Annotated in this window: 23 protein-coding genes and 1 riboswitch; of the genes, 7 read left to right on the forward strand and 16 right to left on the reverse strand. The window is 73.9% G+C overall.

Annotated elements, in window-relative coordinates:
* Positions 1-141 precede the first annotated feature (141 nt).
* Positions 142-1,758 carry an amidohydrolase gene (locus ACIO5D_RS29350; RefSeq protein ID WP_400798905.1) on the reverse strand — a complete coding sequence of 539 codons (1,617 nt, stop codon included), beginning with the start codon at positions 1,756-1,758 and terminating at the stop codon, positions 142-144.
* A 121-nt stretch (positions 1,759-1,879) separates the two neighbouring features.
* Entirely contained in the window at positions 1,880-2,320 is a 441-nt protein-coding gene (locus ACIO5D_RS29355; RefSeq protein WP_363605002.1) for an Lrp/AsnC family transcriptional regulator, read from the reverse strand.
* 229 nt (positions 2,321-2,549) lie between these two features.
* Between ACIO5D_RS29355 and ACIO5D_RS29360 the strand changes: the two genes are divergently transcribed.
* Positions 2,550-3,002 carry a hypothetical protein gene (locus tag ACIO5D_RS29360; RefSeq protein ID WP_363605003.1) on the forward strand — a complete coding sequence of 151 codons (453 nt, stop codon included), beginning with the start codon at positions 2,550-2,552 and terminating at the stop codon, positions 3,000-3,002.
* A 164-nt stretch (positions 3,003-3,166) separates the two neighbouring features.
* Here ACIO5D_RS29360 and ACIO5D_RS29365 read toward each other — a convergent pair whose 3' ends face one another.
* Positions 3,167-4,330: an acyl-CoA dehydrogenase family protein gene (locus ACIO5D_RS29365; protein ID WP_363605004.1), complete on the reverse strand. Its 1,164-nt coding sequence runs from the start codon at positions 4,328-4,330 to the stop codon at positions 3,167-3,169.
* A gap of 209 nt (positions 4,331-4,539) precedes the next feature.
* On the opposite strand from ACIO5D_RS29365, the gene ACIO5D_RS29370 reads away from it, so the two are divergent.
* Both ACIO5D_RS29370 and ACIO5D_RS29375 read left to right on the forward strand, forming a co-directional pair.
* On the forward strand, positions 4,540-5,184 hold the full coding sequence (locus ACIO5D_RS29370) for a uridine kinase (RefSeq protein ID WP_400757162.1): 645 nt from the start codon (positions 4,540-4,542) through the stop codon (positions 5,182-5,184).
* Between the two features lie 427 nt (positions 5,185-5,611).
* The gene (locus ACIO5D_RS29375; RefSeq protein ID WP_400757233.1) at positions 5,612-7,657 is read left to right on the forward strand and encodes an AAA family ATPase; all 2,046 of its coding nucleotides are present in this window, start codon (positions 5,612-5,614) and stop codon (positions 7,655-7,657) included.
* Between the two features lie 50 nt (positions 7,658-7,707).
* On the opposite strand, the gene ACIO5D_RS29380 is transcribed toward ACIO5D_RS29375, so the two are convergent.
* The 10 genes from ACIO5D_RS29380 to ACIO5D_RS29425 form a co-directional block, all read right to left on the reverse strand.
* Positions 7,708-8,694 (reverse strand): NAD-dependent epimerase/dehydratase family protein, encoded by a 987-nt coding sequence (locus ACIO5D_RS29380; RefSeq protein ID WP_363605005.1) that lies wholly within the window; start codon positions 8,692-8,694, stop codon positions 7,708-7,710.
* A 176-nt stretch (positions 8,695-8,870) separates the two neighbouring features.
* The gene (locus tag ACIO5D_RS29385; protein ID WP_363605006.1) at positions 8,871-9,917 is read right to left on the reverse strand and encodes a hemolysin family protein; all 1,047 of its coding nucleotides are present in this window, start codon (positions 9,915-9,917) and stop codon (positions 8,871-8,873) included.
* Positions 9,914-11,257 (reverse strand): hemolysin family protein, encoded by a 1,344-nt coding sequence (locus tag ACIO5D_RS29390; RefSeq protein ID WP_363605007.1) that lies wholly within the window; start codon positions 11,255-11,257, stop codon positions 9,914-9,916. Before ACIO5D_RS29390 ends, ACIO5D_RS29385 begins: the two co-directional genes overlap by 4 nt.
* Before the next feature lie 238 nt (positions 11,258-11,495).
* Positions 11,496-11,933 carry a PH domain-containing protein gene (locus ACIO5D_RS29395; RefSeq protein WP_363605009.1) on the reverse strand — a complete coding sequence of 146 codons (438 nt, stop codon included), beginning with the start codon at positions 11,931-11,933 and terminating at the stop codon, positions 11,496-11,498.
* Positions 11,934-12,068: 135 nt separating this feature from the next.
* A complete protein-coding gene (hisG, locus tag ACIO5D_RS29400) occupies positions 12,069-12,917 on the reverse strand; it encodes an ATP phosphoribosyltransferase (RefSeq protein ID WP_363605010.1) in 849 nt (282 codons plus the stop codon).
* A 51-nt stretch (positions 12,918-12,968) separates the two neighbouring features.
* The gene (locus tag ACIO5D_RS29405; protein WP_030306151.1) at positions 12,969-13,241 is read right to left on the reverse strand and encodes a phosphoribosyl-ATP diphosphatase; all 273 of its coding nucleotides are present in this window, start codon (positions 13,239-13,241) and stop codon (positions 12,969-12,971) included.
* Between the two features lie 111 nt (positions 13,242-13,352).
* Entirely contained in the window at positions 13,353-13,826 is a 474-nt protein-coding gene (gene ribH / locus ACIO5D_RS29410; RefSeq protein ID WP_363605012.1) for a 6,7-dimethyl-8-ribityllumazine synthase, read from the reverse strand.
* Positions 13,827-13,903: 77 nt separating this feature from the next.
* Entirely contained in the window at positions 13,904-15,163 is a 1,260-nt protein-coding gene (locus ACIO5D_RS29415; RefSeq protein WP_400650505.1) for a bifunctional 3,4-dihydroxy-2-butanone-4-phosphate synthase/GTP cyclohydrolase II, read from the reverse strand.
* The gene (locus ACIO5D_RS29420) at positions 15,160-15,804 is read right to left on the reverse strand and encodes a nicotinamide riboside transporter PnuC (protein WP_400798908.1); all 645 of its coding nucleotides are present in this window, start codon (positions 15,802-15,804) and stop codon (positions 15,160-15,162) included. Before ACIO5D_RS29420 ends, ACIO5D_RS29415 begins: the two co-directional genes overlap by 4 nt.
* Positions 15,801-16,472 (reverse strand): riboflavin synthase, encoded by a 672-nt coding sequence (locus tag ACIO5D_RS29425; protein ID WP_400650509.1) that lies wholly within the window; start codon positions 16,470-16,472, stop codon positions 15,801-15,803. Before ACIO5D_RS29425 ends, ACIO5D_RS29420 begins: the two co-directional genes overlap by 4 nt.
* 192 nt (positions 16,473-16,664) lie before the next feature.
* A riboswitch (FMN riboswitch) is annotated at positions 16,665-16,792 on the reverse strand.
* A 400-nt stretch (positions 16,793-17,192) separates the two neighbouring features.
* On the opposite strand from ACIO5D_RS29425, the gene ACIO5D_RS29430 reads away from it, so the two are divergent.
* Positions 17,193-17,441, forward strand: a complete 249-nt coding sequence (locus ACIO5D_RS29430; RefSeq protein WP_363605016.1) for an SCO4226 family nickel-binding protein — start codon at positions 17,193-17,195, stop codon at positions 17,439-17,441.
* 145 nt (positions 17,442-17,586) lie between these two features.
* Here the strand turns inward: ACIO5D_RS29430 and ACIO5D_RS29435 are convergent, their stop codons facing one another.
* Positions 17,587-17,892 (reverse strand): antibiotic biosynthesis monooxygenase family protein, encoded by a 306-nt coding sequence (locus tag ACIO5D_RS29435; RefSeq protein ID WP_400650512.1) that lies wholly within the window; start codon positions 17,890-17,892, stop codon positions 17,587-17,589.
* Between the two features lie 126 nt (positions 17,893-18,018).
* Here ACIO5D_RS29435 and ACIO5D_RS29440 point away from each other — a divergent pair, with 126 nt between their 5' ends.
* A complete protein-coding gene (locus tag ACIO5D_RS29440; protein ID WP_363605018.1) occupies positions 18,019-18,714 on the forward strand; it encodes an MSMEG_1061 family FMN-dependent PPOX-type flavoprotein in 696 nt (231 codons plus the stop codon).
* Positions 18,715-18,819: 105 nt separating this feature from the next.
* On the opposite strand, the gene ACIO5D_RS29445 is transcribed toward ACIO5D_RS29440, so the two are convergent.
* Positions 18,820-19,038 carry a DUF1508 domain-containing protein gene (locus ACIO5D_RS29445; RefSeq protein ID WP_363605020.1) on the reverse strand — a complete coding sequence of 73 codons (219 nt, stop codon included), beginning with the start codon at positions 19,036-19,038 and terminating at the stop codon, positions 18,820-18,822.
* A 153-nt stretch (positions 19,039-19,191) separates the two neighbouring features.
* On the opposite strand from ACIO5D_RS29445, the gene ACIO5D_RS29450 reads away from it, so the two are divergent.
* Positions 19,192-19,611 carry an HIT family protein gene (locus tag ACIO5D_RS29450; protein WP_400650514.1) on the forward strand — a complete coding sequence of 140 codons (420 nt, stop codon included), beginning with the start codon at positions 19,192-19,194 and terminating at the stop codon, positions 19,609-19,611.
* Between the two features lie 55 nt (positions 19,612-19,666).
* Here the strand turns inward: ACIO5D_RS29450 and ACIO5D_RS29455 are convergent, their stop codons facing one another.
* Positions 19,667-20,443, reverse strand: a complete 777-nt coding sequence (locus tag ACIO5D_RS29455) for a GntR family transcriptional regulator (protein ID WP_400650517.1) — start codon at positions 20,441-20,443, stop codon at positions 19,667-19,669.
* 182 nt (positions 20,444-20,625) lie between these two features.
* Here ACIO5D_RS29455 and ACIO5D_RS29460 point away from each other — a divergent pair.
* A partial coding sequence (locus ACIO5D_RS29460) for an IS4 family transposase (RefSeq protein ID WP_400798910.1) occupies positions 20,626-21,536 on the forward strand: 911 nt, incomplete at its 3' end.

The following is a 21,536-nucleotide window of genomic DNA, read 5'->3' on the forward strand; positions in this document are numbered from 1 at the left end:
TCTCTCTGGGGGAGCCGCCCCGCGGACCCGGGGGCATGCATGTTCGGACGCTGTCCGAAGAAGGTACCCCGGAAGGACACGGAACCGTGAGGTCAGGGTGGTAGCGACCGGGGCCGCCCGGCGAGGGTCTGACGACAGACCCTAGGCCCCGGTGGCCAGGTGGACGGTCCGGCCGCGGACGACGGTGCGCAGGCAGGCCGGGAGCGGACGGCCCGGGGTGAGGTCGGGCAGGCCGGGGGTGCCGGAGCGCGGGTCGGTGGACCAGCCGGCCACCCGGGAGTCGGGGGCCTGGACGACCAGGTCGTCGGCGGCCCAGATCGCGTAGCTGGCGACCGCCCCCGGGACGAGGACGCCGTCCTGGTCCCGGCCGAGCGCCCGCCAGCCGCCGCGGGTGTGCGCGGTGAAGGCGGCGCGGACCGAGATCCGGTGCTCGGGGGTGCGGTGGAAGGCGGCCGCGCGGACGGTGCCCCAGGGGTCGAGCGGGGTGACGGGGGCGTCCGAGCCGAAGGCGAGCGGGACGCCGGTCCGCAGCAGGGCGGCGAAGGGGTTGAGCGCGGCGGCGCGCTCGGCGCCGAGCCGCTGGACGTACATCCCGTCGGGGCCGCCCCAGGCGGCGTCGAAGGCGGGCTGGACGGAGGCGGTGAGGCCGAGTTCGGCGAAGGCGGCGATGGAGGTCTCGTCCAGGGCCTCGGCGTGCTCGACGCGGTGGCGCCGCGCCTTGACCCGGTCGGCGCCCACCCGCTCGCCGGCCGCCCGGACGCCCTCGACGACGGCGGCGACGGCGGCGTCGCCGATGGCGTGGAAGCCGGCCTGGAGGCCCGCCTCGGTGCAGGCGGCGACGTGGTCGGCGACCTGCTCGGCGCTGAGGTAGGAGGTGCCGGTGTGGTCGGCGTCGGCGTACGGGCTGTGCAGGCAGGCGGTGTGCGAGCCGAGCGCGCCGTCGACGAAGAGGTCGCCGCCGGCGCCGACGGCGCCGAGCCGGCGGGCGGTCTCGACACCGCCCAACTCGCCCCAGTAGCCGAAGACTTCGGGGGTGTCGCCGTCGGCGGCGAGGGCGAGCAGGGCGGCCAGGTCGGTTTCGGAGGAGATCTCCGGGCCGGCGCACTCGTGCAGCGAGCCGATGCCGAGTTCGGCGGCGCGGGCGAGCGTGGCGCGCTGGGCGCGGCGGCGCTGTTCGGGGGTGAGGTGGGCGAGCGCGGTCTGCCGGACGGCGTGGTGGGCGTCCCGGGTGAGCGGGCCCTCGGCGGCGAAGCCGGGCCGCCCGGCCAGGCCGTCGGTGAGCGCGCGCAGCGCGGTGGTGGCGAGCGCGGAGTGCACGTCGGTCCGGGAGAGGTAGACGGCGGCGCCCCCGGCTGCCGCGTCGAGTTCGGCGAGGGTCGGCGGGCGGCCCTCGGGCCAGCCGGTCTCGTCCCAGCCGTGGCCGATGAGCACCCCGCCGGCCTCCGGCCGGTCGGCCGTGAAGGCTGCGACGGCGTCGAGCGCGGCGGCGAGCGAGGGGCTGCCGGTGAGGTCGAGGCCGGTGAGCGCCAGACCGGTGGAGGTGGCGTGCACATGGGCGTCGGCGAAGGCGGGGGTGACCAGTGCGCCGTCCAGCTCGACGATCTCGTCCGCGACGTCGGTGTACGCCTCGGCGGCGCCGTCGCTGCCGACCCAGGCGACGTGCTCGCCCTCGACGAGCATCGCGGTCGCGAAGGGGTCGGCGGGGCTGTAGACGGCGCCGCCGCGCAGCAGGACGGTCCGGGGGGTGCGTTCGGTCATGCGGCTAAGTCTGCACCTTCCCGCCCGCCCGTCCTCGGGCCGGGGGCCCACGGGTTCGTGGTCGGAGCGTTTCGGGGTGCCCGGCCGGGCCGCACCGTCGGAGCCGGCCGGGGCCGTGCGGTCAGAACTTCGGGGGGCGCGCCTCGTAGGGGGTGGAGAGGACGACGGTGGTGCGGGTGGAGACACCGGCCGCGCTGCGGATGCGCGCGAGCAGGTCCTCCAGGTCGCCGGGGGCGCCGACGCGGACCTTGAGGATGTAGTTCTCGTCCCCGGCGACGCTGTGGCAGGCCTCGATCTCGGGCAGGCCGGCGAGGCGTTCCGGTGTGTCGTCGGGGGCGCTGGGATCGAAGGGTTTGACCGAGATGAACGCGGTCAGCGCCAGATCGACGGCGTCGGGGTCGATGATCGCGGTGTAGCCGCGGATCACCCCGCGCTGTTCCAGGCGCCGCACACGCTGGTGCACCGCCGAGGTGGACAGGCCGGTGGCCTTGCCCAGGTCCGTGTAGCTCATCCGGCCGTCCTCAAGGAGCAGCTGGACGATGCGTTGGTCGAGATCCTCCACAAGGCGCAAACCTACCGGGTCGGGGGCGCGCGGGGCGCCGCGATGGGCGCACCCGGTGTCACCGGCGGTGGTGCGGGGTGCCGACCGGGCACATGCCGGACGAATGTGGCCAAGGACACACCTGGTGCATCACAGTGCAACAGGCCGCAGGGTTATGAGTCCGTGTCGCAGGGAAGTGCTGGTTGTGGCCCCGGGCGACCACGCCGGGCCCGATCCGAGGGGGATCACCATGCCTGCAACTGACCAGCGTTCGCTGAGCGCCGACGACGCCCACGATATGACCGGCCGCGAGGATCTCGCGGTCGCCCACGGCCCTGCGCCGGGGGTCGACCCCGGTGAGGGCGAGACCTGGGAGATCTTCCGGGTCCACTGCCCCGAGTGCCGGCGCCCGATCGCCCTGGTGGGCGACGAGGAGCGGCTCCCGCAGCACGCGGTGCTGCCGACCGCCTGGCACCCCTTCTCCCCCGCCCTCTGCCCCGGTTCCGGCACGTCGGCGGACGACCTGGCGGAGGTCGAGCCGACGGCGGACGCCGACGCCGACAGCCTGGAGGCGCTGCTGACGCTGCCCTCCGAACTCGACTGGCGCACCCAGCCGTTCTCGCACGCCGTGGCCCACCGCCCGGTGCGGACGGTGCCCGCCCCGGCCATCCCGGAGCAGCGCGGCCGGCTCGTCCGGCGCTGACCCCGCGGTCCCACCGCGCAGTCGACGGACGGCCACCCCGTGCAGGCGGGGTGACCGTCCGGCCCGGCCCCGGGCCCGCCCTACGCCTCCGGGCGTCGCTCCGCACCCTGGAGTGACGCCCGGAGGCCGTTTCCCGGGGGCCGCCCGGAGGCCGCCCCCGGAGGTCAGTCCTTGGTCAGGTGGCGGCCGATGACCAGGCGCTGGATCTGGTTGGTGCCCTCGACGATCTGCAGCACCTTGGCCTCGCGCATGTAGCGCTCGGCCGGGAAGTCCTGGGTGTAGCCGTAGCCGCCGAGCACCTGGACGGCGTCGGTGGTCACCCGCATCGCGGTGTCGGTGCAGAACAGCTTGGCCATCGCCGCCTCCTTGGAGAACGGCAGCCCGGCATCGCGGCGGCGGGCGGCGGTCAGGTAGAGCGAGCGGCCGGCCTCGATCTGGGTGGCCATGTCGGCGAGCATGAACGACAGGCCCTGGAACTCGGCGATCGGCCGGCCGAACTGCTTGCGGGTGCCCGCGTACTCCACCGCGAGGTCGAGGGCCGCCTGGGCGACCCCGATCGCGCAGGCGGCGATGCCGAGGCGGCCGGAGTCCAGCGCGGCGAGCGCGATCTGGAAGCCCTGGCCCTCGGTGCCGACCAGCCGCTCGCGGTCGACCCGGACCCCGTCGAAGTGCAGCTGCGCGGTCGGCGAGGACCGCATGCCCATCTTGTGCTCCGGCGGGGCGGCCGAGAGGCCGTCCGCCGTGCCGGGCACCAGCAGGCAGCTGATGCCGTGCGGGCCCTGCTCGCCGGTGCGGACCATGGCGCTGTAGAAGTCGGCCTGCCCGCCGTGGGTGATCCACGCCTTGGTGCCGCTGACCACGTACTCCTCGCCGTCCAGGTCGGCGCGGGTGCGCAGCGCGGCGGCGTCCGAGCCGGACTGCGGCTCGGAGAGGCAGTAGGCGCCGAGCTGCTCGCCGGAGAGCATGCCGGGCAGCCAGGCGGCGCGCTGCTCCTCGGTGCCGAAGGTGGCGAGGGCGTGGCAGGAGAGGGTGTGCACGCTGACGCCGAGGCCGATGGCCAGCCAGCCGGCCGCCAGCTCCTCCAGGACCTGCAGGTAGACCTCGTAGGGCTGCTCGCCGCCGCCGTACCGCTCCTCGTACGGGAGGGAGAGCAGGCCGGCCGCGCCGAGGGTCCGGAACACCTCGCGCGGGAAGCGGTCGGCGGCCTCGTCCTCCGCCGCGCGCGGCTGGATCTCGCGCTGGACCAGGTCCCGGGTGAGGCTCAGGAGTTCCCGGGCCTCCTCGCTCGGCAGCTGGCGGTCCACGGCTTTCGCAGGGGCGGGGGTCATGGCGGTTGGTCGCCTCCTCGATCGGGCACCGGGCCCAGGCGTGGCGGGCCCGACGCGGGTGTGGCAGGTCGGCCCGACCGGCACCGGGTTACGGTGAACGGCCGTTCACATGCGTGGCGAAGTGAGTATGCCCGATCGGGGCGCTGCCGTCACGACCTGCGGAGAATCACTGTCCGTACTGGAGTGCGAGCCGCCGTAGGGTTGCCGTTGTGGCTGCTTCCGTGACCCCTCACCCCCCGCTGCCGGGCAGGACCGCCCTCGCCGCCGACGACGCCCTGGGCGCGCTCGCCCGGGAGCTGCGCGCGCTTCCGCCGTCCTGCGGGCCGGTGCGGCTGGTCGCGGTGGACGGGCACGCGGGTTCCGGCAAGACGACCTTCGCGGGCCGGCTGGCCGGGGCGCTGGGGGGCGCGCCGGTGGTCCATCTGGACGATCTGGCCACGCACGCCGAGCCGTTCGGCTGGACCGGGCGGCTGCGCGGCCAGGTGCTGGAGCCGCTGGCCGCCGGGCGGGACGCCGCGTACCAGGTGTACGACTGGACGCTGCGCCGGTTCGCCGGGACGGCCGTGGCGCCCGTCGCCCCGGTGGTCCTGGTCGAGGGGGTCGGCGCCGGGCGGCGCGGGGTGCGGCCGTGGCTGGCCCGGGTGATCTGGATGGAGCTGGCCGCCGAGGACGCCCGGCGCCGCGGGGAGGAGCGCGACGGCCCGGCGCTGGCGGAGTTCTGGGCGGGCTGGGCCCGGGCCGAATCCGCGCATTTCGCCGCCGATCCGAGCCGCCCGTACGCCGGGACGAGGGTCGACGGGGTGACCGGCCGGATCGCGCCGGGCACCGTCGGTGAACCTTCAACAACCCCTTGACCTGCGGTATCGCCAGGACTTACGTTCTCCCCAGTTGCCGGACTTCTTGATCGCGCAACACCGGACGCGGTATCCCCGGCTTGTTCCCCCGTGAGCCGGGGATGCCGTTCGGCCCCTCCCCCCACCCGGCCCTCGGCCGCCCCGGGCCGGCCCCCGCGGCCTCCGTGATCGCCCAACGACCGCACCCCCGATCACATTTGACCCGGTGCGACACCCTTCCGGATCAGCGTCGCGCCGGTACGATTCCTGGAGGCGCATATGCGCCCCGGGGCTGTCGACCTCGGGCCGGCTCTCCGCACCCGACCCGCCGGCCGAGCCCCGAGGCACACCGCGGGGGGCGTGAGTGACGACGGTGGACAGTTCCGACGGCAACAACGCGGGCGGCCCGGGCCCGAACCGGCTCGCCGACCGCGCCTGGCTGCGTGCCATGGACGCCTACACGGCGGGCGCGTACGCCCGCGCGGAGGAGGAGTTCCGGGTGGCCGTCCGGCTGGACCCGGGGATGGCCGACGCCTGGCTCGGCCTGCACGCGCTGCGCAGCGACACCTCCGGCGCGCTGCTCGCGATGTACCGGCACCAGAAACGTTTCGGTGAGCAGCGCCGACGCCACCAACGCCCGCTCAGTTCCTGGTACTGGCTGGGCTGGTGGGTGCAGCCGGTGCTGGAGAACACCCGCGACCTCACCCTCGCCCATGCCTCGCACTGGCTGGACGGCCGCCATCTCGCCGAGCTGGAGCGGGCGTTGGAGCAGTGTCCGGCGCCCGCCGAGGATCCGTCGGCACGCTTCCTGTACGCCTGCCGGTCCTATCTGCTCAAGGACTGGGAGCAGTTGATCCGGGACACCGACCGGCTGCTGGACGACCCGCTGCTCGGCATCGAGGCCGGACTGTTCGCGGGCATGGCGCGGGTCCGGCTGGACATGTGCGCGCAGGCGCAGGCACCGCTGGCGGCCTCGCTCGCCCGCTGCCGCTCCGAGCAGCCGCAGCGCAAGGAGTTGCGGTACTGGCTGGCGCGCTCGTACGAGGGGGCGGGGCGCAGCGCTGCGGCGCTGCCGCTCTACCGGGCGGTGCACCGGGCCGATCCGGCGTTCATGGACACCGCGGCCCGGCTGGCGGCGATCTCGGCCGAGGACGGTGTGGTCGACGCGCTGCTGGACGCCGCCGGTGCGGCCGGCCGGGAGACCGGGAGGCCGGGCGAGGCCTTCGACGACGCGGAGTTGGACGGTACGGGGCTGGAGGCCGCAGGAGTGGACGCGGCCGACTTCGGGGCGGACTTCGGGGTCGGGTCGTACCCGGCGGAGTTCGGCGGGCCGGCGCAGGCGCCGGAGGAACCGGAGGCGGAGGCGGCTGCCGGGTCGGCCGTTCCGGTGCCGCCGGACGGAACGGCGGCACCCGTCGGGAGCGGCGGCGCCGGTGAGCCCGGCGGGCCGGGCGACACGGCGGAGGCGGGCGCCGACCAGGGCGCCGGGGCCCCGCCGCTGGCGGCCGGTGAACGCTCCGGCTCGCCGCTCCCGCCCGCCGCCGCCCCGCCGGGGGCCGGTACCGGTCCGGCGGCGGCACCTGGCGGGGCGGCGGCGCCCCGGACGGCGAGCCCCTTCACCGCCGAACGCGGCGGCGACGAGCGGGAGTTGGACGCCGCACTGGCCGAACTCTCCCGGATGGTCGGCCTGGAGCCGGTGAAGCGGCAGGTCCGGGCGCTCTCCGCGCAGTTGCGGATGTCCCGGCTGCGGACCGAACAGGGCCTGCCGGTGCAGCCCCCGAAGCGCCACTTCGTCTTCTCCGGCCCCTCCGGCACCGGCAAGACCACGGTGGCCCGCATCCTCGGGCGGGTCTTCCACGCCCTCGGGCTGCTCTCCGGGGACCATCTGGTCGAGGCCCAACGGGCTGACCTGGTCGGAGAGTTCCTCGGTCAGACCGCGGTCAAGGCGAACGAGCTGATCGACTCCGCACTGGACGGTGTGCTGTTCATCGACGAGGCGTACAGCCTCTCCAACTCCGGCTACAGCAAGGGCGACGCGTACGGCGACGAGGCGCTGCAGGTGCTGCTGAAGCGGGCCGAGGACAACCGCGACCGGCTGGTGGTGATCCTGGCCGGCTACCCGGAGGGCATGAACCGGCTGCTGGCCACCAACCCCGGCCTCAACTCCCGCTTCACCACCCGGGTCGACTTCCCCAGCTACCGCCCCGGCGAGCTGACCGCGATCGGCGCGGCCCTCGCCGACCGGGACGGCGACGGCTGGGACGAGGACGCGGGCGAGGAACTGGCGAGCATCTGCACCCATGTGGTCCGTGAGGGCTGGATCGACGACCTGGGCAACGGCCGGTTCATCCGCACCCTCTACGAGAAGTCCTGCGCCTACCGGGACCTGCGGCTCTCGATGCTGCGTGAGCCGCCGGGCCGGGAGGACCTGGCGACGCTGCGGCTGCCGGACCTGGTCCAGGCGTACGGCGAACTGATCGACGGCCGGGGCTGAGCCTCACGCCCCGGCCGTCACGCCCGAGCCTCACAGCCCGGCCGGCCGGGTCAGCCCTGGAGCAGCCGCGCCTCGCGCACCGGGTCGAGACCGACCGCCGGGCGGTCGGCCCGCTGCGGGGCGGTACCGCCGATCGAGCGCAGCCAGGACCAGGTGGACTCGACCGTCTCGGCGACCGGCCGGCAGCGCAGCCCCGCGGCCACCGCACGGCCGACGTCCGCCCCGTGCAGGAAGTCGCACAGTTCGCCCGGCGGCAGCCAGATCGGCAGCTCGGTCCACGGCTCGACGCCGGCCGCCAGGATCCGCTCGGGGTCGGTCCAGCGCAGCTCGGCGTCGGAGCCGGTGGTCCGGACGCAGGCCTCCAGCAGCTCCCCCATCGTGGCGTGCCCGGCCTCGCTGACCAGGTTGTACGGGCCGCCGAGGCCCGCCGCGACGGCGTCCAGCGTCCAGCCGGCGAGGTCGCGCGCGTCGATGTACTGAAGGCGCAGGTCGCGCGGGCCGGGGGCGAGCACCGGGCCGCCGCGCGCGATCCGGTCCAGCCACCAGGGCAGCCGGCCGATGTTCTCGTACGGGCCGAGGATCAGCCCGGCGCGGGCCAGCAGCGCACGCTCGCCGAACTCCGCGAGCACGGCGAGTTCGCCGCCGCGCTTCGCCTCCGCGTACGGCACCTCGCCGTCGGCGTCCGGCGAGGCCGCGACCACCGGGGCGTCCTCGTCCGCCCCGGCGGCGACCGGGGAGTCGTACACCGACCGGCTCGACACGTACGCGTAGTGGCCGACCCGGCCGGACAGCAGCCGCGCGGTGTCGCGCACCGCGACGGGCGCCCAGGACCAGGTGTCCACCACCGCGTCCCACTCCCCCTCGGCCAGCGCGGCCAGCCCGCCCTCGGCGGTCCGGTCACCGTGCAGGCTCGCCACCCCCTCCGGCGCCGCCTGCGACCCCCGGTGGAAGGCCGTCACCTCCCAGCCCCGTGCGAGCGCCTCCGCCGCGACGGCGCGGCCGACGAACTTCGTTCCACCCAGCAGTAGCAGCCTCATGCCGACCACCCTGCCTCCGGGCGGCCGGAATGGGAACAGCCGCACGCTCTGAGCGGAATCGCCCACAGCTGAAAGCCCGTCACCTCTGTGCCGGGACGGCGGGGCGGCGGGCCCGGAAACGGCACCGGACCGGGCACCCCCACGGGGCGCCCGGTCCGGTGGCCGGCCGGTCGGGGCTACGCCGCCGAGCGGTGGTCCGGGTCGTACACCTCGCCGACCAGCTCCTCCACCACGTCCTCCAGCGTGACCATGCCGAGCGTGCGCCCGTCCTGGTCCAGCACGGCGGCCAGGTGGCAGGAGACACGGCGCATCGCACCGAGCGCGTCGTCCAGCGGAAGCGTGCCGCGCAGCACCGTGATCGGGCGCCAGAGGCGGGCCGGGACGGGTGCCGACGGGTCCTCGACGTCGAGGATGTCCTTCAGGTGCAGATAACCCAGGTAGCCGTGGCCGGCCGGGTCGCCGTCGGCGACCGGGAAGCGCGAGAAGCCGGTGCGCAGCGCCAGCTCCTCGATCTGCGCGGCGGTCACCTTGGTGTCCACGGTGACCAGCTGCTCGGGCTTGAGCAGCACGTCCGTGAGCGGGCGGCGGCCCATCTCCAGGGCGTCCTCCAGCCGCTCCTGGCGGTCCTCGTCGAGCAGGCCGGCGTCCCGGGAGTCGACCAGCAGGTACATCAGCTGCTCGGTGGTGAAGACGGACTCCACCTCGTCCTTGGCCTCGACCTTGAACAGCTTGAGCACGCCGTTGGCGAAGGCGTTCAGGAAGCTGATCACCGGCGCGAGCCAGCGGGCCAGGCGGTCCAGCGGCGGGCCGAGCCAGAGCGCGGCCTTCTCCGGACCGGCCAGGGCCATGTTCTTGGGCACCATCTCGCCCACCACCATGTGCAGGAAGACCACCACGGCGAGCGCGATCCCGAACGAGAGCGGGTGCATCAGCCCGCTGGGGATGCCGATCGCGTGGAACGGGCCCTCCAGCAGGTGGGCGATGGTGGGCTCGGCGAGCGCGCCGAGACCCAGCGAACAGACGGTGATGCCGAGCTGGGCGGCGGCGAGCATCGCGGAGACGTTGGAGAGCGCGTGCAGCACGGTGCGGGCGCGCTTGTTCCCGGCCTCGGCGAGCGGTTCGATCTGGCTGCGCCGCACCGAGATCACGGCGAACTCGGCGCCGACGAAGAAGGCGTTGCCGAGGAGCAGGAGTACGGCGACGGCCAGTTGGAGCGCGGTCATCGGTTCCCGTCCTCGGTGTCGCCGAAGTGGTGGTGCTCGGCGGTGCGTTCCACCCGCACCCGGCTGGTGCGGTGCCGGTCGACGGCCTCCACGGTGAACCGCCAGCCCGGCAGCTCGGCCTGCTCACCCGGGACGGGCAGCCTGCCGAGCAGGTCGGCGACCAGGCCGGCCAGGGTCTCGTACGGACCGTCGGGGGCGTGCAGGCCGATGGCCTCCAGCTGGTCGGTCCTGGCCCGGCCGTCGGCCGCCCAGACGGGCAGCCCGTCCACGGGCGGCAGCGGGACCAGTTCGGGGGTGTCGGCGGGGTCGTGCTCGTCCTGCACGTCGCCGACGATCTCCTCGACGATGTCCTCGACGGTGACGACGCCGGCGGTGCCGCCGTACTCGTCGACCACGATGGCCATCGGCTGGAGCCGGCGCAGCTGGTCGAGCAGCCGCTCGGCGGGCAGGGTCTCGGGCACCAGCAGCGGCGGCACCGCGAGTTCGGCGACCCGGACCAGTCCGCGCCGGGCCGACGGGACGGCGAGGGCGTCCTTGAGCGTGACGGTGCCGGTGACCTCGTCCAGGCTGTCGGTGTAGACCGGGAAGCGGGAGAGGCCGGTCGCCCGGGTGAGGTTGAGGACGTCGGCGGCGCTGGCGTCGCGCTGGAGGGCGGCGACGTCGACGCGCGGGGTCATCACCGACTCGGCGGTGAGGTTTCCGAGTCCGAGGGTCCGCACGAAGAGCGTGGCCGACTCCTCGTCTATCGCGCCCGCCTTGGCGGAGTGCCGGGCGAGCGAGAGCAGTTCGGCGGGGGTGCGGGCGTGGCCCAGCTCCTCCTGCGGCTCGATGCCGAAGGCGCGGACCGTCCGGTCCGCGGCCCCGTTGAGGAAGCTGATCAGCGGGCGGCAGACGAAGGAGAACGCCATGTGCGGGGCGGCCACCGCGCGGGCCACCTGGAGCGGCCGGGAGATCGCCCAGTTCTTCGGGACGAGCTCGCCGATCACCATCTGCACCACCGTGGCCAGCAGCATGCCGATGATGACGGCGGCGCCGCGGGCGGCCGAGTCGGGCAGGCCGACGCCGGTGAACAGCGGCTGGAGCAGGACGGAGAGCGCCGGTTCGGCGAGCATGCCGACCACCAGCGAGGTGACGGTGATGCCGAGCTGGGCGCCGGAGAGCTCGAAGGAGAGGTGCCGCAGCGCCCGGGACACGCGGCCGGCCTTGGCGTCGCCGCTCTCGGCGGCGCGGTCCACCGCCCCGCGCTCGACGGTGACGAAGGCGAACTCGGCGGCCACGAAGAGGCCGTTCGCGAGGATGAGGAGAAGGGCCGCGAACAACAGCAGCCAGGCGGTGATCACAGTGCCGCCTGCCTTCCAACGGTCGGAAGTAGGGCGGCGCAGGTACTACCGGACGGATCGTCCATCGAGGGGAAGTGTCACTCCTCAGGTCGTTTTCGGGTAGGGCAGAACCTTTGCCCTACTTTTACCAGCGTAAACCATACCCGGACGGGCGTAGGGAGCCTGTTCGGACCCGCCGGACCCGCTGTTTCGCAGGTGGGGTCCGGTCGGGTCCTCAGGTCCGGCGGGCCGGGGCGGGTCAGGCCCGGCCGCGGCCCTCGACCAGGTCGCGCAGCGCCCGGGCGTCCGCGATGGCCTGGGCCTTGCCGACACCGGACTGGATGCCGACCGCGGCGAGCGAGGTGCCGTCGGCCAGGTCGAGGGTCGCCCACGGGTCGCCCTGGCGGAAGTTGACCCGGACGATCTCGGCCCAGGCCAGCCGCCGGCTGCGGACGAAGTTGACCACGGTGACGCCGTCGGCGTCGGCGCTGACCCGGGGGCGGGCCAGCATCACACCGACGCCCGCGAACAGCACCCCGCTGAGCACCATCATGATCCGGTCGTTGAGCTGCCAGTTCTCCGGGAGCGCGACGGCGATCGCGACGAACATCACGACCAGCAGGGCGCAGACCGGCAGCAGGACGGCCCGGGTGCGGCGCGGCGCCCAGGTGACGGGAAAGGCGGCGGGGGTGGACACGTGGGTCTCCGAGGGGTTCCGGGGTTCCGGGAGGTGCCGGTCACGGGGGGGATGTCGAGGAAAAGGGCGGGGACGCGTTCGGCGTCCCCGCCCTATTCAATCGCGGCTTAACTCCGCGGCCGGGACCGCGGGGGGTCAGAGGCGGCAGGCGTGGATGTTGGTGACCAGGATGGCGCGGGCGCCGATGTTCCACAGGTCGTCCATGATCCGCTGGGCCTCCTTGCGGAGCACCATCGAACGGACGGCCACCCAGCCCTCGGTGTGCAGCGGGGAGACGGTCGGCGACTCCAGGCCGGGGGTCAGCGCGACGGCCGCGCTGACGTGCTCGGCGCGGATGTCGTAGTCCATCAGCACGTAGCGGCGGGCCACCAGCACACCCTGGAGGCGGCGCAGGAACTGCTCCACGCCCGGGTCGGACTCGGCGCCCTTGGGGCGGATCACCACGGCGTCGGAGACCAGGATCGGCTCGCCGAACACCTCCAGGCCGGCGTTGCGCAGGCTGGTGCCGGTCTCCACCACGTCGGCGATCACATCGGCGACGCCGAGCTGCACCGCGGTCTCCACCGCGCCGTCCAGCTTGGTGACGGTGGCCTTCACCCCGTGGTCGGCGAGGTGCTGCTCGACCAGGCCGGTGTAGGAGGTGGCGATCCGCAGGCCCTCCAGGCCCTGCACGTCCTTGACCTCCACGCCCTCCGGGCGGGCGAAGCGGAAGGTGGAGCCGCCGAACCCGAGGGCCAGCACCTCCTCCGCGTTGGAGTGCGAGTCCAGCAGCAGGTCGCGGCCGGTGATGCCGATGTCCAGCCGGCCGGAGCCGACGTACACGGCGATGTCGCGCGGACGCAGGAAGAAGAACTCGACCTGGTTGTCCGGGTCGACGAGGACGAGCTCCTTGGGGTCCTTGCGCTGCCGGTAGCCGGCCTCATGGAGCATCTCCGCCGCGGGACCCGAGAGCGAACCCTTGTTGGGGACGGCGATGCGCAGCATGGAGGTCGGTTCCTTACCTGTTGGTGGGTGGGGTGTGCGGTTCGGGCCGGTTCAGAGGTACTTGTAGACGTCGTCGAGCGTCAGCCCGCGAGCGACCATCATCACCTGAAGGTGGTAGAGGAGCTGGGAGATCTCCTCGGCGGTCTGTTCGTCCGACTGGAACTCGGCGGCCATCCAGACCTCGGCGGCCTCCTCGACGACCTTCTTGCCGATCGCATGAACGCCCTGCTGGACGAGCTGCGCGGTACGGGAGGACGAGGGGTCGCCGGTGGCGGCCTTCTGCTGGAGCTCGGTGAAGAGCTCCTCGAATGTCTTCGAAGCCATGATGGGAGTCACCTTACGGCGTGCGGGCTTACGGGCGGTAAACGGTCCCGGACCGTGGACGGTCCAGTGGACGTCCACGGTCCGGGACCGCGGGTGGGCCGGGCCGGGCGGTCAGGCGGCCCGGCGCAGCGCCGCGGCGGTGGCGACGGCGGCGGTGACGGCCTCGTGGCCCTTGTCCTCGGCGGAGCCGGGCAGGCCCGCGCGGTCGAGCGCCTGCTGCTCGTCGTCGCAGGTCAGGACGCCGAAGCCGACCGGTACGCCGGTGTCGACGCTGACCTGGGTGAGGCCGACGGTGGCGGCCTGGCAGACGTAGTCGAAGTGCGGGGTACCGCCGCGGATGACGACGCCGAGGGCGATCACGGCGTCGTAGCCGCGGTCGGCGAGCCGCTTGGCGGCGACCGGCAGCTCGAAGGTGCCGGGCACCCGCAGGACGGTCGGTTCGGCGATGCCGAGCTCCTTGAGGGCGCGGTCGGCACCGTCCAGCAGCCCGTTCATCACCTGGTCGTGCCACTGGGCGGCGATCACGGCGACCTTCAGGTCGGCGGCGTCGTCGATGGTCAGCTGGGGGGCTCCGTGGCCGCTCATGTGCGTACTTCCTCTTCTCACGGGTGGGCGGGGCCTCGCGGGGCCCGCCGGTCGTCCTGGGGTGCGGGGCGGTCGGTTCAGGAGCCGAGGCCGGGCAGGTCGTGGCCCATCCGGTCGCGCTTGGTGCGCAGATAGCGCAGGTTGTGCTCGCCGGCCGGGGTCTCGACCGGCTCGCGGCCCTTGACCTTGAGGCCGTGCTCGGTGAGCGCGGCGAGCTTGTCGGGGTTGTTGGTGAGCAGGGTGAGCGAGCGCACGCCGAGGTCGCCGAGCATCTGGGCGCCGATGCTGAAGTCCCGGGCGTCGGCGGGCAGGCCGAGGTCGAGGTTGGCGTCCACCGTGTCGCGGCCCTGTTCCTGCAGCTCGTAGGCGCGCAGCTTGTGCGCCAGGCCGATGCCCCGGCCCTCGTGGCCGCGCAGGTAGAGCACGATGCCCCGGCCGGCGGCGGCGACCTTGCGCAGCGAGGCCTCCAGCTGGGGGCCGCAGTCGCAGCGCAGCGAGCCGAACACGTCGCCGGTCAGGCACTCGGAGTGGACCCGGACGAGGACGTCCTCGCCGTCGGGGAGCCGGCCGTCGGCGTCCAGGCCGCCGGCGACCAGGGCGATGTGCTCGATGCCGTCGATCGTTCCCCGGTATCCGACGGCGGTGAACTCGCCGTGGACGGTGGGCAGCGCGGTGACGGCGGCCCGGTCCACGTGGAGCTCGGTGCGGCGGCGGTAGGCGATCAGGTCCTCGATGGAGATGATGGCCAGGCCGTGTTCGCGGGCGAAGGCGACCAGTTCGGGCAGCCGGGCCATGCTGCCGTCGTCGTTGACCACCTCGGCGATGGCGCCGGCGGGCGGCAGTCCGGCCAGCCGGGCCAGGTCGACGGCGGCCTCGGTGTGGCCGGGGCGGACCAGGACGCCACCCTCGACGGCGCGCAGCGGGAAGATGTGCCCCGGGCGGGAGAGGTCGCCGGGCTCGGTGCCGGCCGAGGAGAGCAGCCGGACGGTGCGGGCCCGGTCGGCGGCGGAGATACCGGTGGAGACGCCGTCCCTGGCGTCCACCGAGACGGTGTAGGCGGTGCCCTTGCGGTCCTCGTTGACCTGGGTCATCGGCGGGAGCCTGAGGCGGTCCAGGTCGGCGCCGGTCATCGGAACGCAGACCACGCCGGAGCTGTAGCGGATGGTGAAGGCCATCAGCTCCGGGGTGGCGGCGGAGGCCGCGAAGACGATGTCGCCCTCGTTCTCGCGGTCCTCGTCGTCGACCACGATCACCGGGCGGCCGAGCGCGATGTCGGCGACGGCCCGCTCGACGGGGTCGAGGGCGAGGTCTTCCTCGGTGGCGGGGCTGGTGCTCATGCGGAGGCTCCCTGGAGGACGGTGTCGTTCGCGGGGCGGGCCGTGCGGCCGCGCAGCCACCAGGCGCGCAGACCGAGCATGACCAGGACGAAGTAGATGCTGTAGGTGAGGCCGGAGAAGACCAGGCCGTTGTTGAAGGCGAGCGGGACGCCGACCAGGTCGACGGCGAACCAGGCGAACCAGAACTCGACCCAGCCACGGGCCTGGGCGATCATCGCGGTCAGCGTGCCGACGAAGATGTAGGCGTCCGGCCAGGCGTCCCAGGAGAGTTCCGGGAAGACGGTGAACAGGGTGCCGACGGCGAGGGTGCCGAGCGCGGTACCGCCGATCAGCAGGGCGCGTTCCCGGCCGGTGGCGAAGCGGATCTGAACGCCGCCCTCGCCCCGCCGGCCGCGCCGCCACTGGGTCCAGCCCCAGATCGCGGCGAGGATCACCACGAACTGCTTGCCCACGCCGCCGCTGAGGTGCGCGGACCAGTAGGCGCCCACCAGGACGACGCCGGAGAGCAGTTGGACGGGCCAGGTCAGCCGGGAGCGGAGCCAGCCGAGGGCGAGTGCGGCCAGGCCGAGCAGGTTGCCGATCATGTCGGACCGGTAGACGTCCTGGCCGAGCAGGTGCATGGTGCCGTTGAGCCAGTTCACGAGGCGTCCTTGGCGGTCTCGGTGGGGACGGGGGGCAGGGCGCGGTCGGCGAGCAGGCGCTCCACGTACTTGGCGAGGACGTCCACTTCGAGGTTGACGCTCTCGCCGACGGCCTTGGCACCGAGCGTGGTCAGCGCGAGGGTGGCGGGGATGAGGCTGACGGTGAAGGTGTCGCGGGCGGCCTCGACCACGGTGAGGCTGATGCCGTCCACGGTGATCGAGCCCTTCTCCACCAGGTAGCGGGAGATGGTGGCGGGCAGCGAGAAGCGCAGGACCTCCCAGCGGGGCAGGCCGTCGGCGCCGAGGTCGCCGGGTGCGCGGCTCAGCAGGGTGGCGGTGCCGTCGACATGGCCCTGGACGAGGTGTCCGCCGAGCCGGGCGCCGAGGGCCATGGCGCGTTCGAGGTTGACCGGGGAGCCGGGCCCGAGCGCGCCGAGGCTGGAGCGGCTGAGCGTCTCGGCCATCACATCGGCGCTGAACTCGCCACTGTTGGAGGCCAGTTGATCGGGGGTGTCGACAACGGTCAGGCAGACGCCGTTGACCGCGATGGAGTCGCCGTGGCGCGCGCCCTGACAGACCACCGGGCCGCGCAGACGGATTCGCGAGGAGTCGCCGATCTTCTCGATCGACACGACCTCGCCGAGCTCTTCGATGATGCCGGTGAACACCCGGGTTCTCCTCGCGCTTGGGGCGCGGACTCCGGGGCGGCACTGGGAGATGACACGGACGGGCATGGACACACCCGGGCTCACGGCAGCACCCGTCACCGGGGTCGCCGAAGCCGCCGGGAAAGAGAACTCCCCCGTCGGGTACGCCTCCCGCGGTCCACCGGGGGACCACGGGTACTGCTCATCGTCCGCCGCGCACGCCTCCCATCCGGACTTTAACCGTCGGTCCAGGAATTTCACCTGGTCAACCGGCCGCTGGCTGCGGACGGGTCGCGGACTGTAACCGCCGGTTCGGATTTTCACCGACCCCGGAGTGCGCTGAACGTCACTGCTACTACTGCCGTCATTGTGCCATGGCCCGTGCGGGCCGAGGGAGGGGCTTTCGCTGTGGGCTGTTTCACGCCCCGGACGGGAATGCGCCGGGGTGCGCGGGAGCGCCGGGTCGGCGGCGCACACGCCGGGCGCGAGGGACCGTCAGGGCTCCGGCGGCGGCGTCTCGTCGGCGGTGCGGCGTGGCCGGCCGGCGTTCGGCGGTGCTCAGGGTCCGGTGGAGGGCCGCCGGACGGCGGGGTGGAGGTGCGGTCGAACCGGCGGGCCGGGACGGCCGGGCGCCCGGTGGCGCGGCGGGGTGCGGGGAGCGCACGCTGGTGGTGGAGGCGGAACGAGGCCGCGCCGGGACGGCGGCCACCGTCCGCCCGGACTTCTGGAGGTGCGAGCGCGATGGCCAAGTTCATGGATGTCCACCACGGCATGACCGGCATCACCGACGAGGATCTTCGCAGGGCCCACCAGGCCGACCTGGCGGTCGAGGCCGACGAGGGCGTGCACTTCGAACACGCCTGGGGCGACCCCGAGTCGGGCACCGTCTACTGCCTCTCGGAGGCGCCGTCCAAGGAGGCCGTCCAGCGCGTCCACGAGCGCGCCGGCCACCCGGCGGACGAGATCCACCCGGTGCCGATCACGGCCTGACCGCGGCGCGAGCGGTCCGGAGCGCGGCGGGCCGACCGGTGCGCCGGTCGGCGAACCGGTGGCCGCGGGTCGGCCTGGCCGGGCCGCCCGGCCTGTCTGGCCCGTCCGGCCCGTCTGGCCTGTCCGGCCCGTCTGGCCCGCCCGGTCAGAAGACCGGGCCGGGCATGAAGTGGGAGACCTCGGGCGGGTGGACGAGATGGCGCAGCTCCCCCTCGGACCAGACCGGTCGGATCCGCCACATCGGCCCGGCGTAGTCACGCAGGGCGGCCTCGTCCCGCCACCGGGTGAGCACCATGATCCGCCGGCCGTCGTCGGTCACCGAGCGCAGCAGCTCGCCGCCGAGGCAGCCGTCGATCTTCCCGAGCTCCGGGAGCACCCGCGTGGTCAGCAGCGCACAGAACTCTTCGGCGTGCCCGGCCACGACCTGCCCGGACCAGAGTCTGACGATCACGGCCACCACCTCCGACGGGAACCCCTGCTCCATTATCCGCACAAAACCGCAGGTGGGAAGGGTGCGGACGATCGTTCGAAGGGTGTGCCCCGAGGGTGCGGGCAAGGGCTCCGCTAGATTTTCGGTATGACCAGCACACCGGAAACTGTCGCTCCGTCAACCGCCGGGCCGGACCGTCCGGGGGGCCTGTTCGCAGCCCTCGACGCGAACGCCGTCCGGGATGCCGCGCAGCTGCGGGAGATCTACGAGCAGCCGAGCGACCACGCCCGGCGCAAGCAGGTGGACCACCTGCACGAGGTCGCCCGGCGGCTGATCGCCTGCTCGTCGCTGGTCTTCGTGGCCAGCGCCGACGCGGCCGGGCGCTGCGACGTGTCGCCGCGCGGCGGGCCGGCCGGGCTGGTGTCGGTGCTGGACGAGTACACGCTGGCCATCCCGGACGCCACCGGGAACAAGCGGCTGGACACCCTGCACAACATCGTCGAGACCGGACAAGTCGGGCTGATCTTCGTGGTGCCGGGCCGGGACACCACGCTGCGGGTCAACGGGCGGGCCTGTGTCTCCACCGACCCGCGGCTGCTGGAGCAGCTGACGGCGGTCGGCAAGCCGCCGCGCAGCGCGATCGTGGTGGCGGTCGAGGAGGTCTACTCGCACTGCCCGAAGGCGTTTCTGCGGGGCTCGGCGTGGAAGCCGGAGAACTGGCTCGACAAGGCCGCGCAGCCCAGTTCGGCCGAGGTCACCCTCTCGCACCTGCGGGACCCCTCGCTGACCGTCGAGATGATCGAGCAGAACGAGCGGGAGGCGCTGCTCTACCGCTACGAGTAGGGCGGGCGGCCGGAGCGCGGGGCGCGGACCGGCCCCGGAGACCTCTCGGGACCGGCCCGCGCGGTCGCGGCCGGTTCGGGCCGCGGCGGCTCAGACCACAGCGGCTCAGACCGCGGCCTTGGCGACGTCGACCACCGTGGCGTCGGCGGCCGCCCGCTGGACGGCCTCGATGCCCTTGCGGGCGGCGTCCTTGCTGGCGTATCCCTGGCCGGTGGCGACGATCTCGCCGTTGCCCGCCTTGAGCCGGAAGCGGAACTTGCCGCCGGCGTCCTCGTAGACCTCGAACTTGCCCGGCATCCGGGCCACCTCCTCGACGGGGCGCACGGCGCGCCCCTCCAGCACCGTGCGCCCGGCCGGACACCGGCCGCACCCGGTCGGCGGCCGGACGGGTGATGGACGGGCGGTCACGGGCAGGCGGGCGGTGCCGGGGCCGTTCGCGGAGGTGCCGGGGCGGCGGGCGGTGGTTTGAATGGACGGATGGAGTGCGCGTTCTGTGCGGTGGTGGCGGGTGCGGCCCCCGCGCACCGGGTGCTGGACGACCGGGTGGCGGTGGCCTTCCTGGACCGGCGGCCGCTGTTCCCCGGCCATGTCCTGGTCGTGCCTCGCGCCCACCACCCCACGCTGGCCGACCTGCCGGTGGCCGAGGTCGGCCCGTTCTTCCTGCGGGTGCAGCGGGTGACGGTGGCCGTGGAGCGCGGGCTCGGGGCGGCGGGCAGCTTCGTGGCGGCGAACAACCGGATCAGCCAGTCGGTGCCGCATCTGCACGTGCATGTGGTCCCGCGCAATCCGAAGGACGGGCTGCGCGGCTTCTTCTGGCCGCGCGGGACGTACCCGGACGAGGCGGGCGCGGCGGAGGTCGCCGCGCGGCTGCGCGCGGCGCTCGGTCCGCCGGAGTAGCGCCCGGCGGGGGTGCCCGTCCCGGGGTGGCGCCCACTCCGGGTGGCGCCGCGGCTCAGTCGGCCGCGGCGAGGCGGGTGGTGAAGCTGAACCGGTCGCCGCGGTAGAGCGAGCGCACCCGTTCCAGCGGGACCCCGGCCGCGTCCCTGGTGAGCCGGTGCAGCAGCAGCATCGGCAGGGCCGGCGGGGTGCCGATCAGCAGCGCCTCGCGCGGGGAGGCGAGCACCGTCTCGATCCGCTCCTCCGCCACGCCGAGCCCGATGCCCGCCCGCTCCCGCAGGAAGGCGTAGAACGACGAGCCCGGATCGAAGTCCCGGTCCAGCGCGGGCACCCGGGCCACCGCCAGGTAGGTGCTCTCCAGGCCGACCCGTTCGCCGTCCGCGAGCAGCACCCGTTCCAGATGCCAGACCCGCTCCCCCGCCGCCAGCCGCAGCCGGCCGGCCAGTTGGGGATCGGCGGCGAGCTGCTCCAGGCCGATCAGGGTGCGGCCGGGGACGTGACCCTGCCGGCGGACCCCCTCGGTGTAGCTGGCCAGCGACAGCGGCTGCTCCAGCTTCGGCCCGGCCACCACGGTGCTGCGGCCGCGCCGGCGGACCCGGCCCTGGATCAGCAGGTCGCGCAGCGCCTGGCGGAGGGTCTCGCGGGCCACCTCGAAGCGGACGGCGAGCTCGCGCTCGGTCGGCAGCACGCCGCCCTCGCCGAGTTCGTCGAGCAGTGACTCCAGCTGCCCTTTGACCGCATAGTACTTGGGCACCCGCCCGTGCTCCGGGATACCCGATCTGATCGGCCCGCCGGGGCCGGACGGGACGGCGGGGCCGGGGGTGTCGTCCATCCGGCCATCCTCCCAGACCGGGTCGACCCGGACCGAATCCGGCCGACGGTCCATCATGTTACCCCCGAACCCCTTGACAGGTATAGACCATTCCGCTTGAGTCTGGGCTAGCCCCGTACCGGCCCTAGCCCCAATGCCGGTGACTTTGTGGTCGGTGTCTCGTTGGTTGTGGTGTGGCGAGGGTGGGGCAGGTCAAGTCGCCTGCGGATGAGCGGATATCGGACCGGATCGCGATCGGGGTGCTGACCCAGGCGTTTCCGCCGGGGCTGGTCGATGAGGTGATCGCCGAGACCGGGCGGGTCGAGAAGCGCAGTCGCCTGCTGCCGGCGCGGGTGGTCGTGTACTTCGTGCTGGCGATGTGCCTGTTCTTCGGGCAGGGCTATGAGGAGGTCGCCCGGCTGCTGGGTGAGGGGCTTGGGGACGGGCGGCGGTCGTGGCGGGTGCCGACGACCGCCGCGATCGGCCGGGCCCGCCGTCGGCTGGGGGTCGAGCCGCTGAAGGCGTTGTTCGCGCGGGTCTGCCATCCGGTGGCCGTGCCCGAGACGGCGGGCGCCTGGTACCGGCGCTGGCACCTGGTCGCCGTGGACGGCACCACGTTGGACCTGGCGGACACCGAGGCCAACGACGCACACTTCGGCCGCCCGGGCACAGGACGCGGCATCGGCGCGTTCCCGCAGGCCAGGGTGGTCGGACTGGCCGAATGCGGCACGCACGCCGTGTTCGGCGCGGTGGTCGGTCCGCTGTCGGCCGGCGAGCAGGTGCTGTCGCGTCGGCTGTTCACTCACCTGCGGGAGGGCATGCTGCTGCTGGCCGACCGGGGCTTCTACGGCTTCGAGCTGTGGCAGGCCGCCCGGGCGAGCGGCGCGGACCTGTTGTGGCGAGTGCGCAGCAACGCCGCTCTGCCGGTGATGCGGGTCCTGGAAGACGGCTCCTACCTCAGCACCGTCCACGCCGAACCGGACCGAAGGAGCCGCCGCAACCCGGTGACCGTGCGGGTCGTCGAGTACACCCTGGCCCGCACCGGCGACCAGGTCGTCTACCGGCTGGTCACCACCATCCTCGACCCCGAACAGGCACCTGCCCACGAGCTGGC

Source organism: Kitasatospora sp. NPDC087315 (assembly GCF_044744345.1).
GTDB lineage: Bacteria > Actinomycetota > Actinomycetes > Streptomycetales > Streptomycetaceae > Kitasatospora.